The following is a 12,045-nucleotide window of genomic DNA, read 5'->3' as shown; positions in this document are numbered from 1 at the left end:
CAGCAGTTTTGGGTTCCGTTTGTCTGCACAAATGGAACATTAATCGCAAACGACAGTTTGCTTAATAATTCTATTAAATTATTCCTCTAATAGCTCTTTCAAAAGCTCAGTTGTAACCTCTCTCTCGTCCCAGTCCATTTTGCCGTCGGCTACACCACGTGTTAATTGATTTCCAAGCCCTGGAATAACTACAACATCGTCTTTTTTAGCAAACCGCAACGCCTCTTTTATAGCTTCCTTGCGATCGGCTATCTCTTTTACTACAACACCAAGTTCAACAGTTTTTGCGCCTTTTAAGACTGCCTTTCGAACTTTTTCGGGATCTTCGGTGTAGGGTTCTTGATCTGTAACAATGACGAGTTCGCTGTTTTCGGCGGCAATTTTACCCAATGGCTGACGTTTAGTTGGATCGCGATCGCCGTCGGCGCCGATTATACAAATCAAACGTCCTTTTAGTGTTGACCGCACTGTTGTAAGTAGGTTTTCTAAGGCGTCTTCGGTGTGAGCATGGTCGATTATCACCACAAAGTCTTGTCCTTCGTCGATGATTTGCGTCCGGCCAGGTATGGCGTCAATTTTTTCTAAACCAGCCCGAATAGTATCGACGCCAACTCCCATTCCATAGGCTGCACTTGCTGCTGCAAGAGCGTTATAGGCATTATATTTACCCGGAATGTTCAGTTTTATGTCTGCTTCACGGTCTTCTAATTTAAAGGTGAGTTTGCTGCCCTTCTGGCTTAATTTGGCTTTTGTAATTCTGCAGTCGGCTGCTTTATCGGTGCCAAAGCTAATCTTTTGCTCAGCGTCGTATTGATCAAAAAACTTAAACCACTCATCGTCTTTATTGATAACTGACAGTTTTGGATAATTACTAAATAGCTTCCCTTTTGCGCTGGCATAATTTTCCATTGTTTTGTGGTAGTCCAAGTGGTCGCGACTTAGATTAGTAAAAACAACTGTCTCGAATTTTAATCCCCAGACTCGGTGCTGAACCAGAGCATGTGAGGCCACTTCCATAACGACAGTATCAACTCCTTCGCGGCGCATTTGCTTGAGTAATTTATGAATCTGGAACGGATTAGCAGTGGTTAGAGCAAAGGTATTGTCATGATACATTCCCTTAAAGCCGATTACCGCTGTTGAATTTAAACCAACACTATAACCATCTTCTTCTAAGATTTTGGTAATCATTATTGCTGTAGTGGTTTTACCATTTGTTCCTGTGATTCCCACAAAACGTATTCCCCGTTGCGGAAAACCATTAATAGCCATTGCTACTACGGTTTCCAGCCAATGAAACGGGTTCACCAAAGCCTTAAATACCGAATCAGGAATGAATTTTTTAACTGCTGACTTTATACTGCTGTATGTTTTGAACACACCCATGATTATTTCCTCCTGATATGAACTATTGTATCAATACCAGTACTTCCCTGTTAACCGCTTAAAAATTGCAACATAGTAGCGTTCTAGTTTTTTAAATACTGCGTAATTTTTTGTTTTAATTGGTAACTCGTAGACCCCAATATAATCGTAAAAGTCACTACAAAACTTTTGCTTAAACTTGGTGACACCGTCCATGGAGTGTTGCTTGCCTGTTTCGCGGACAACCTTAGGTGTAACGCCTAGAAAGTCATAATATTTTACGCCAGACTCTTGAGCGGCTTTAATGACAGCATTTTGCAAGACTTGTGTTGCATAAAGCTGGTTGCGATATGGCACACTGCCGCCATCTAAATACCAGGCGGTGTCGGCATCACGAACGAGTGTTGCGCAGGCTAAGTCTTCCCCTTCTGCGTGTGCTATAAAAAAACGCAATGAACCATCTTTAGCGTATTCGTCCCAGCCACGAGTTTTTTCTTTCATTGACCGATGTATCCCTGCTCGTTTGTAGGTGGCTTCAATTAAGGGCAGTAGACGCTGATAGTTAGGCTGATTTACTTCGAGCTCTTCAACAACTACTTCCTCTTTAGCGCCTTTGCGAGCTTCGTATCGCCCCTGCTTAGTAAACTGAGTAGAAGTTTCTTCAAAATCTTTACCGAGAGTTAAAATCATCACAGAACGAGGCACTTTTGGATGATTAGCTGGTTTCCAACCCAAATCGTCAAGACGTTTAAAGGTTTTTTTGTCGAATGGCTGAACGAAAAACACCTTAACAACTTGAAGATTAAGCTGTTTGAGCTGCTTAGTGAATTGCCCCAGCTCTTTAGCATTAAGCTCGTTGGTGTACGCCTGAATCATGCCAACTCTACCCACACCCGGCATGGTACGAACACATAAATTGGCCGCTGGTAGCTCGTTTAGTTCCAGTTGTTGGTACTCCCAGCCATGAGCTTGCTTGAAGCGAATGTAGCCCGAGTTGTTGAGAATATTTTTTTGCGTTGGTTTAGCCATTAATACCAGTATTCCTTTTTGATTCTAAAGTAATACCGTAGAATCCACGGCTCTAATGTTTTAAATCGTTTATATAACTTAGCATCAAGTGGAAGCTCGAATACTCCTAAACTGTCACTGATATGAGGATTAAATGATTGTTTGAATTTAGTAACACCGTCAAGTGTATGTGGTCTGCCCGCATCGCGGTGCGACTTAGGCGAAACACCCATCAAGTTATAGGTTTTTCGCTTGCCTTCATTGGCATAGTGTTCGGCGATTTTCCAGCGTAAATACAGTGGTGCATTTAATTTATTAAAGCCCCGCAAGCTACCGCTGTCACGGTTCCAAACCGTATCTTGAGTCATAACTACTGCAATCGCGTTTAAAACCTTGCCATCATGGGTGGCCTTCCAAATACGCAGCTGATCATGCTGTTTAAACAAATCCCACGCTTCCCGCATTTGTTGCATACTGCGCACGCCACTGCTGCTTCTGTCTTTGGTAATCTCTACCAACGTAGCTAATTCTTCAATGTCTGTGGCATCGCCACTGCTCATGCTCACTTCTATGCCCGCTTTTTCAGCCTTGCGTAGTTTGTAACGAGTTTTCTTGTCTAGACTGGCACGCAGCGCCTCAGCGCCTTGTGCGAGGTCTATTTTGAGCTCGCTCACTGTAGAAACTGGGTGTTTACACGGCACCCAACCTTCTTTGACTAAATTGGCGGCTATTCGTTCGTCAAACTTTTGCGTAAACCAGCACTTCGCGACAGCTCCGTTAAGGTTTGACTTTAGTTGTTCGGTAAAGTCATCGATATCTTTAACTTTTAGTTTTTGTTCTTGAGCGGCAATTACGTTTATCGGCCCAACCAACGGCATAGATCGGCTAAAAACGACCTGATCTTGGTAGTACGGCAACTCAATAGCTTCGTTAGGCCAATTATGGTTTGCGCGGTACGTGCGCCAGGCAACGGTATTTAATAAATGATCATGTGCGGGTTTTTTGGGCATTACCAATAGTTTACATGGTAAAAATTTATATTTTAATGATTTTTAATAGGCAAGCTACGCTTCTCAGCATCCTTCCATTTTTGTCTCATCAAAAACGGAAGCCAAAAACACGACCACACTCAACCTTCTTTATCATCTCGCTTGTTAATAAATACAATGCTCAGAACAACTCCTTTCAGTCGGTCTGACTATATTTTTGTTTGATTACTTCATACAGAGTTCTTCGCTTAAATTGTATTTTTAACGCTCGCTGATCAGGAAGCTTTCGGAGTGGGTTAGCGAGCTTCGCTCGCTTGGGTCTGGGCATAAAACATTTAGTTCCTGATGTGAATGTTGTTATTCAAAACGTGTGATCCTCACCGAGAGAAGCGTGCCTGAGTAAAAGTGCTGGGAGCGCTTTTACATCAAGTACTCTTATTGAGAACGTTTTAATAACTAACAACACATAAAGAATTAAATGAATCGCCCAGCAGTTTTGGGTTCCGTTTGTCTGTACAAATGGAGTATTAGTTTTAGTAAGCGACAGCTTACACCTAAACAAATTCACAGAGGTGATATACTACATTTCGTATGAAAATATTGGGAATTGAATCCAGTTGCGATGAAACCGCAGCCGCAGTTGTAGAAGACGGCTCTATTTTGCTGTCTCATGTAGTTATTAGCCAAATTGATATTCACAAAGAATTTGGTGGCGTAGTACCAGAGGTAGCAGCTCGCTCACATGTAGAAGTTATTGCTCCTGTTATTGAAAAAGCACTACAAGAAGCCAATTGCCAATGGACAGACATTGACGGTATTGCCCTTACAAAAGGCCCCGGCTTATCTGGTTCCCTGCTTATTGGCAGCATGGCTGCTCGCACGCTAGCCATTACAAAACAAAAGCCTATCTATGGGCTACATCACGTACTTGGACATGTATTTGCCAACATGATTACCAGAGGTAAAAATGGCCTCGAGTCTTTAAACCTCCCTACTGCTCCCCCGCAGTTCCCGTTGCTAGCACTGATTGTAAGTGGTGGTCACTCGCAACTGGTTTTGTTTAATTCATACCTCGAATATAAGCTACTTGGTCAAACCCAAGACGATGCAATTGGCGAAGCCTTCGATAAAGTCGCAAAAATTATTGGTCTTCCCTACCCTGGTGGTCCGAGTATTAGCAACCGTGCGACAGAAGGAGATCCAAAAGCATTCGATTTTCCAATATCAAAGCTAGATAATCCGTATAACTTTTCTTTTTCAGGGCTAAAAACCGCTGTGTTGCGCAAGAGCCAACAACTTATTGGCGAAGATTACTCCTTTCCTTCATTTCAAATCGCTGACCAATTAACAGATCAGCACGTATCTGACATAGCTGCGAGCTTTCAAGCTACTGCAATTGAAACGCTTGTGAGAAATACTAAAAAAGCCACTGAAGAATTTCGTCCACGATCTGTAGTAATTGCTGGCGGCGTAGCAGCTAATAAATTGTTGCGGTCTGAGCTAAAAAATCAACTTCCAAACTACGACATTCAATACGCCCCAATGAGCCTCTGTACAGATAACGCAGCAATGATGGCGGCCCTCGGTTTTTACTACGCTCAACATAACGATCCAGATAATCCATATGATTTAGACATTAAGCCAAGTTGGTCGATGTAACTACTGCTACCTTGGGCCGTTGTGCGCGTTTATGGTCTTAGACCATTAGGTATTTTTTCAATAACTTTAACTGGTACAAAATGCGTACCGGGCGCCGGCTCTTGTGAGTGAATTGTACTCAGAGAACCTATGTTGTTTACTAGATTTAAATAGTCCTGCTGATAACTACGTAGTGAATCAGGATTAGATACGGTGTTTGGGTTACTCATATGTAAAAACATACGCCCTGTTTATATAGTTTTCAACCATAAGCCCTTTGCAAAATAATACGGCGGGTATACAATAAGTATGAAAACAAAAACCCCACCCTTTTGGGTGGCAAAAACGGTTTTAGCCAACGGAGGTTCCTTGAAATAGAGGCTTTTGTTGGTTTTTTCATTTCACACGAAAATTCAACTAAAGATAGTATTCGATATCAGCTCTCTGCCCTCTGTACTCTCCGCCAACTGTTTACTTAGCTTGATAGTCAGGAACAGATACGAGATACTAGTGCATGACTATGAGTTTGCCAAAAACATATTCCGCAAAGGATTACGAAGAAAATATTTATAAAGCCTGGGAAGAATCAGGTGCTTTTAAGCCTGTTAAAGGGAAAGGCGAGCCGTTTAGTATTGTTCTGCCCCCTCCAAACGCCACTGGAACACTTCACCTTGGACACGCCGTAATGATCGCTATTGAGGACACGTTCGTTCGTTTTGCCCGCATGCAGGGCAGAGAAACAGTGTGGGTGCCCGGCACAGACCACGCTGCAATAGCTACTGAAAATGTGGTTATAAACAAGCTACGAGCTGAAGGAACTGCTGACCCCAGAAAGGAACTAGGCAGGGAAGGGCTATTAGAAAAAATTCACGAATTTGTGGATGATAGCCAAGCGACTATTCGCAATCAAATCCGCGCAACAGGGGCTTCTGTGGACTGGTCGCGAGAACGCTACACCATGGGCCAAGCCCAAAATTCAATTGTGACAAAACTATTTGCCCAAATGTACGAAGACGGCTTGATTTACAGAGGTGATCGCATTGTAAATTGGGATCCAAACCTACAAACAAACGTGTCCGACGACGAGGTAGAGCACAAAGATGCCACAACTCCTTTCTACACCATAAAATATGGACCGTTTGAAATTGGCACCGCTCGACCAGAAACCAAGTTTGGCGATAAGTACGTAGTTATGCACCCAGACGACGAACGCTACAGTAAATACAAGCACGGCGACACATTTGAGGCTGATTGGATTAACGGCAAAATTACCGCCACTGTAATTAAAGATGAAGCGATTGACCCTGAGTTTGGAACAGGGGTCATGACCATCACTCCATGGCACGATCACACTGACTACGAAATCGCCCAGCGGCACAATTTAGACTACGAACAGATAATTGACTTAGATGGAACATTACTGCCGATAGCAGGGGAGTTTAAAGGCCAACACATTGCTGACGCTCGACCGAAAATTGTTGAAAAGCTTGATAGCCTTGGCCTATTGGTTAAAACAGATGAAAAGTACACCCATCGCATTGCTATAAACAGTCGAGGTAAAGGGGTTATTGAGCCGCAAATACGTGAACAATGGTTTATAGATGTCAATAAACCAGCCCTTAAGTGGAAGCATAAAAATCGTAGCTTAAAAGAAGTCATGCTTGATGTTGTCGAGTCCGGCGACACGAAACTTATTCCTGATCGTTTTAATAAGATCTATTTTAATTGGATCAACAACCTCCACGACTGGTGCATTAGTCGACAGATCTGGTGGGGTCACCGAATACCAGCCTGGTATCGCCCAATTACTGAAGATGACCACAAGGACAAAACTATAATTGGTAACAGGGAAGTGTACGTTGGTGTCACTCCGCCAGAAGGGGAAGGGTGGAAACAAGACGAAGACACGCTCGACACCTGGTTTAGCTCTGCTACCTGGACCTGGAGCACCTTGGTTGACCAAGACCTTGCAGCCGACCCAGCAGTTAGCCTCGACAAGCTATTTAAAAAATCGCCAGATTTTAAAAAATTCCACCCCACCACACTACTGGAAACCGGCTATGACATTATATTTTTCTGGGTAGCACGAATGATATTAATGACTACCTACGCAACTGGAGAAACACCGTTTAAGAACGTGTACCTGCACGGGATGGTTCGCACGCGTGATGGCTCAAAAATGAGTAAATCTAACCCCGAAACAACCATTGACCCCTTAGAAATAATTCCAGAATTTGGTGCTGATGCCCTGCGGTTATCTATGGTTATTGGGCAAACACCCGGCAATGACAATAAGCTCTACAAAGAAAAAATCGCTGGCTATCGAAACTTCTGTAACAAACTATGGAATATCGGCCGTTTTATAGAAGTAACTGTAGACGAGTCTGATCGCACGGCTCAGGCTAAAGTTATTACCGGTGCAGATGCTTGGATGTACAACAAAATCCAAGCTGCAATTAGCGATGTTACCGACAACTTGCAAAATTACCGCATTAGCGACGCCGGGCAAACCATCTACTCCTTAGTGTGGGATGATTTCGCAGACTGGTATATCGAAGCATCGAAAGCTCAAATAAATGGGCCTCTTTTAGCTGACATGTATCGAACTATTTTAAAATTACTACACCCAATTGCGCCATTTATAACAGAGGTGCTGTGGGAAACATTTGGCGACAGCAAACAACTCATTACCTCCAACTGGCCGCAAGCTCAAAAATTAGCTGACGCCAAAAAAGCCAGTGATTTTGAAGAGCTAATAAATATCGTTACAGAAGTGCGAGAACTTGGCGCTGACCTACAGTTAAATCAAACACGCCTGTACTACCGAAGTAGTGAATTTTTAGACACTATGGGGCCAACAATTGTAAAAATGACCGGTGTTCAGTCCTTAAAACAAGTCGATGATGGCAGTGGAATTCACTTAACTAAAACTAATATTGAATGTTGGCTTGATGTTGAAAGCAATATTACTCGGACATACTTGTTTAAACTTATAAAACGTCGTGATGAGCAGAAGAAAAAACAAACTGGCCTGCAAAATCGTTTAGATGACAAAAATTACGTCGCCAAAGCGCCAAAAGAACTTGTACAAGAAACAAAAGACAACTTGCTGTCGGTCAAAAACTACATACAACGGCTTGAAGAACAGATTGAAAACCTGGAGCAAATAATCAAATCACAGAGCCAATACTAAATTTAGATAGATAGAAGATAGAAGCTGGAAGATAGAGGGCCACAAACCTGTCTATAGACCTAGGTATTGGTTTATCTCTTTTAAGCCGTCTTCGAAGCAGGCTTGATCATATAAAGCAGTCTGCCAGCCATGTTTTTGAGCATGGTCTATATTTAGCTTAGTGTCATCAATATACAGAATCTGCCGACTCTCTACCCCTGTTTTGGATTCAATCGCTCGATAATATTCATTGTCTGGTTTTTGCTCGCCAATGTCGTAAGAAAACGCCGTTGCATCAAAGTCGGCTAATGGCGGAACTTTCCCTATTTTCTCAAGCAAGCCATAAGCTTCTGGGTAAATCATGGTTAATAGTGCGACTTTTCGTCCACTTGCTTTGATTTGTTGTAATACGCTTTGAATAGGGGAGTGTTGTTGAAAATGCTCAACGTAAAACTCAAAGTAATTGAACTGTGGAATGTTTAGTATGCGGCGAATTCGCTCGTTTAAAATCTCTACACTCAGCTTCCCCAGTGCAACATCATCGTCAAATTGCCAAAATAATTCCTCTAATCTATGCGGATCAACGTTAAATTTACTCGCCATAGCAGGGAATAGATCGTCGAGTCCTTCGATTAAAACCCCATGTAAATCGAAGACCACCAATGTAATCGGTGCTGGGGCTGCTTTTTGGGCGTTAGAGGCTGTTTTTGTACCGATCATAAGCATTTCATCGAGTCCTATAGAAAGTGCCTCACAGAGGCTTAAAACAGTCCAAATAGAGGGATTCTTTATTGTACCTTGCTCCAGCTTAGACACAGCAGAATAAGAAATATCTGCTTTGTAGGCCAAATCTTCTTGGCTTAAACCTGTTTGGCGGCGCAGCTCAATGAGTCGAGTTGCAAAGTCTTGAGAATTCATACTACTAGCATAACATTGCTAGTAGTATTATGCTAGTTACGGTATGGTAGTATTTTCGAACTTATGCTAATGCAGTCGCTAACGTGTCCGACAACTCTTTGCTTTTGGTTTCGTTAAACGCACTAATCCGCGTGTCGTCACCAGCTGAGCGGGGGATCAAGTGCACGTGAACATGCGGAACTTCATCGCCAACTATTCCTACTTGGATAAACTCAGCTTCAGTAGCATCTTTTAATTGCTTGGCTACTTGTTGTGCGACTTTCATTAATTGAGCATATTCTGGCTCTGGCATATCCAAAAACCAGCGATACGGCTGCTTAGGTATCACCAAGAGGTGGCCAAAGGCCCGTGGATTAATATCAAAAATTACAATATGCTGATCATCTTCGTACGGAATAAACGCTGGAATTTCACGATTGATAATTTTGGTAAAAATAGAGTCTGACATATAGCAAGTATACCAATTAAAAAGGAATGTGTTTTGGCCCTTTTACTTCTGTTTTGCGTCGTTTGTGATACCAGTGAGTCCGCCAATAATGCTCGATACTGTAAACGATTAAGAAAGCCGCTAGAAACACCCACCATATATTTGCAATCACGCCACCTTCAGCCGGTATCACCTCAACAGTGAAGAATTGGATAGTAGTATTTCCGTCCTGGTCGGTCGCGGTAATAGTAGCGTTATAGTAGCCGACATCGAAATACGAATGATCGAGCACATTTACGCCTTCTTGTAATTGGGTGCGACGAGTAAACAGTCCGTCGCCCCACTCTACGTACAGCTCATACGGTTCGTTGCCGTCACTTATGCGGGCATTTACCTTGAGTTTGTCGTTGAGGCGCGTCGTTAAACTGTAGTCGTTCAGCGATAGCCGCAGTCCATCTGCCGGCGCATCGCCAACAAAGGTTATATCGACAGTGTCCGAGAACTGGCCACACACACCGCCGACACATTCACGAGCCCGTAGGGAAGCACTTGAGCCGTACAGCGATAATGGTATGCTCCAACGCCCGTGGCTATTACTAAAAATCGATCCCACAAGTTCGCCGTCGCTAAAAAGCTCGATTCGAACATTTTCTTGCGCACTACCACTTACAACAATATTGCGCGTTCCAAAGCGCTGGCCGTCGTAGGGGCTGGTGATAACGGGAATTTTTGCTTCTAGCGGTGGATTAGGATCGCCAAAGACAGTAAATACTCGAGATAATGTTCGGGCGCTTTGCGAGCCGATTGAATCAACTACAAGAGCGTTAACTGTGTGCTTGCCAATAAAAAAGTTGTCGGTACTAACTACAGATTGCCATCTGCCTGAGGCATCGGTTTTGACCTGCAGGAAATAATTATTGTCTATGTTTATCTCGACGGTACTGTTTGGGTAGCCCGTGCCGCGTACGGTTAGATCAGAACCTTCTTGAATGTTAGCAGTACTCAGCGTAAGTGTTGGTGGCAAGAAAAAGTCTATATAGGTGTCGGTTTGCGGTTCTATGTGTATAGCTTGGCTCACAGTGTCGGTAGCCACGCCTTCTTGATCGCGTGAAAAAATCGATATCGTCTGCGCCCCAAATGGTTGAGCACCAATACTTTGTGAAAAATCACCATTGGAATCAGACTGCAAGGTGCTAATAACAGCTTTGCCACGTTTAATGGTTACGAAGGAATTCGGCGCCGTTTTACCGCTAATAATGAGTACCGTGTCAGGAACAACCAGTTCTACAGGCGTAGTTTGCCCATGGACGTGGCTGCTTCCGAGTAGAAACAGGGCAATAGCAAAAAGTGTGCTACCCAGTAGATAGCACACTTTTACTACGGATGTACGATGTAAAAACACCTTAATCCTAACAACTTCTAGCTATTGTCTTTGCTGCTAGTGTCGTCTTTATTTGCTGCAGGCTTTTTAGGGGCGTCAGCAGTATTTTTACCTTCAAGAGCTTTGAATGCACTTGCGATTCGTCCTCGTCCTTTGACAAGTACCACGATAACAGCAACAACTGCTAAGAATACTGGCACAAGTACCTTCCATGGGAAGATAGTGAATGAGGTTTCTGCGGTAATAACTGTACTGTTTTCACCATAGGTTGCCTCAAGTTCAGCTGTGTATGTTCCAACTGAGAAACCTGGGTCCCATTCAGCGAGTGAACGTCGTACGGCGTCGGGTAGAACGTTTTGCTCTTCAAGCTGCAGTGTTTCAACTACGCTACCGAACATGTTCTTAATGGTGATCGTACCGGTTGGAGCTAAGTGAACATTACCGTCGTTTTTAAAACGAGTTTCAAATGTCACAGGACCATTTTCGAAAGAAGATTTTTCGTCGAATACTTCATCGTCGTTAGCGTCGGTTGTAACGACACCAGCTTCGAAAGATGCAACACTAATTTCTTCTTCGATGTCACCATCGATTCGTACGAGCAGAAGGGCAGCGATTTCACCACTTACTGTGGCACCACTCTGATCACCTTCAACCTCTACTGGGTCAGTTGCAAATACGACTGATCCAAAGTGTCCGCCTGGTTCAGCGTTTTCTGGAACGTCAATTGTAAACGTGTATGTTTCTGACGTACGGCCAGGAATTGTACTTTCAGACTTGTTGACGGTTACCCACTCTGCAATAGAGTACGAAGTAGCGTCTTCTGTTAGATTAACCTGTCCTTCTTCACCGTCAGCAGTGAAGTTTTTAACCAAGATTGAAATATCTTGTTGCACATCAGCATTGTTAGTTACACGAATTGTGCGTTCGATTGAATCGCCAGGATTGGCGTCAAGTTCGAATTTGAACGGGGAAATACTCAGCGCATTTCCTGGTTCTGCGTCTTGTGCGCTTGTTGATGATAGATTGAATAACGCTACGAGCGTTACTGCCGCGATTAGCCCAAGCAAAGCTAGCGAGCGACGAAGTGTAGTTACCATAAGCAAATTTACCTCTGTTAATTTTATATTAAGTTTACCTTAAGCGTAAG

8 protein-coding genes and 1 pseudogene are annotated in these 12,045 nt (G+C 43.3%); 2 read left to right on the top strand and 7 right to left on the bottom strand.

Annotated elements, in window-relative coordinates:
- Positions 1–78: 78 nt before the first annotated feature.
- From EYO12_04000 to EYO12_03990, 3 genes are read right to left on the bottom strand one after another with little or no spacing between them, the layout of a single operon-like run.
- Positions 79–1,386 (bottom strand): UDP-N-acetylmuramoyl-L-alanyl-D-glutamate--2,6-diaminopimelate ligase, encoded by a 1,308-nt coding sequence (locus EYO12_04000; protein ID HIA92243.1) that lies wholly within the window; start codon positions 1,384–1,386, stop codon positions 79–81.
- Positions 1,387–1,416: 30 nt separating this feature from the next.
- Entirely contained in the window at positions 1,417–2,394 is a 978-nt protein-coding gene (locus EYO12_03995; protein ID HIA92242.1) for a peptidoglycan bridge formation glycyltransferase FemA/FemB family protein, read from the bottom strand.
- Positions 2,394–3,383 carry a peptidoglycan bridge formation glycyltransferase FemA/FemB family protein gene (locus EYO12_03990; protein HIA92241.1) on the bottom strand — a complete coding sequence of 330 codons (990 nt, stop codon included), beginning with the start codon at positions 3,381–3,383 and terminating at the stop codon, positions 2,394–2,396. Before EYO12_03990 ends, EYO12_03995 begins: the two co-directional genes overlap by 1 nt.
- A 570-nt stretch (positions 3,384–3,953) precedes the next feature.
- Between EYO12_03990 and tsaD the strand changes: the two genes are divergently transcribed.
- Together tsaD and EYO12_03980 are read left to right on the top strand one after the other, a co-directional pair.
- Entirely contained in the window at positions 3,954–5,021 is a 1,068-nt protein-coding gene (gene tsaD / locus EYO12_03985) for a tRNA (adenosine(37)-N6)-threonylcarbamoyltransferase complex transferase subunit TsaD (GenBank protein ID HIA92240.1), read from the top strand.
- Between the two features lie 493 nt (positions 5,022–5,514).
- Complete coding sequence (locus EYO12_03980; GenBank protein HIA92239.1) at positions 5,515–8,193, top strand: valine--tRNA ligase; 2,679 nt, start codon at positions 5,515–5,517, stop codon at positions 8,191–8,193.
- A gap of 699 nt (positions 8,194–8,892) precedes the next feature.
- On the opposite strand, the pseudogene EYO12_03975 reads toward EYO12_03980, so the two are convergent.
- The 4 genes and pseudogenes from EYO12_03975 to EYO12_03960 all read right to left on the bottom strand — a co-directional run bounded on the left by EYO12_03975 (position 8,893) and on the right by EYO12_03960 (position 11,995).
- Positions 8,893–9,090 (bottom strand): annotated as a pseudogene (locus EYO12_03975) (XRE family transcriptional regulator).
- Positions 9,091–9,151: 61 nt separating this feature from the next.
- Positions 9,152–9,538: an HIT family protein gene (locus EYO12_03970; GenBank protein HIA92238.1), complete on the bottom strand. Its 387-nt coding sequence runs from the start codon at positions 9,536–9,538 to the stop codon at positions 9,152–9,154.
- Positions 9,539–9,554: 16 nt separating this feature from the next.
- A complete protein-coding gene (locus EYO12_03965; GenBank protein ID HIA92237.1) occupies positions 9,555–10,919 on the bottom strand; it encodes a hypothetical protein in 1,365 nt (454 codons plus the stop codon).
- Between the two features lie 17 nt (positions 10,920–10,936).
- On the bottom strand, positions 10,937–11,995 hold the full coding sequence (locus EYO12_03960; GenBank protein HIA92236.1) for a DUF916 domain-containing protein: 1,059 nt from the start codon (positions 11,993–11,995) through the stop codon (positions 10,937–10,939).
- Between the last annotated feature and the right edge of the window lie 50 nt (positions 11,996–12,045).

The sequence above is a fragment of the Candidatus Saccharibacteria bacterium genome, from assembly GCA_012965045.1.
Lineage (GTDB): Bacteria > Patescibacteriota > Saccharimonadia > Saccharimonadales > DTSZ01 > DTSZ01.
Note: the sequence above shows the minus strand (reverse complement) of the source record. Positions and strands in the feature narration are given on the sequence as shown.

Bases quoted from the DNA above. Each gene is read 5' to 3' on its own strand.
- EYO12_04000 (HIA92243.1), bottom strand. From the start codon at position 1,386: ATGGGTGTGTTCAAAACATACAGCAGTATAAAGTCAGCAGTTAAAAAA.
- EYO12_03995 (HIA92242.1), bottom strand. From the start codon at position 2,394: ATGGCTAAACCAACGCAAAAAAATATTCTCAACAACTCGGGCTACATT.
- EYO12_03990 (HIA92241.1), bottom strand. From the start codon at position 3,383: ATGCCCAAAAAACCCGCACATGATCATTTATTAAATACCGTTGCCTGG.
- tsaD (HIA92240.1), top strand. From the start codon at position 3,954: ATGAAAATATTGGGAATTGAATCCAGTTGCGATGAAACCGCAGCCGCA.
- EYO12_03980 (HIA92239.1), top strand. From the start codon at position 5,515: ATGACTATGAGTTTGCCAAAAACATATTCCGCAAAGGATTACGAAGAA.
- EYO12_03970 (HIA92238.1), bottom strand. From the start codon at position 9,538: ATGTCAGACTCTATTTTTACCAAAATTATCAATCGTGAAATTCCAGCG.
- EYO12_03960 (HIA92236.1), bottom strand. From the start codon at position 11,995: ATGGTAACTACACTTCGTCGCTCGCTAGCTTTGCTTGGGCTAATCGCG.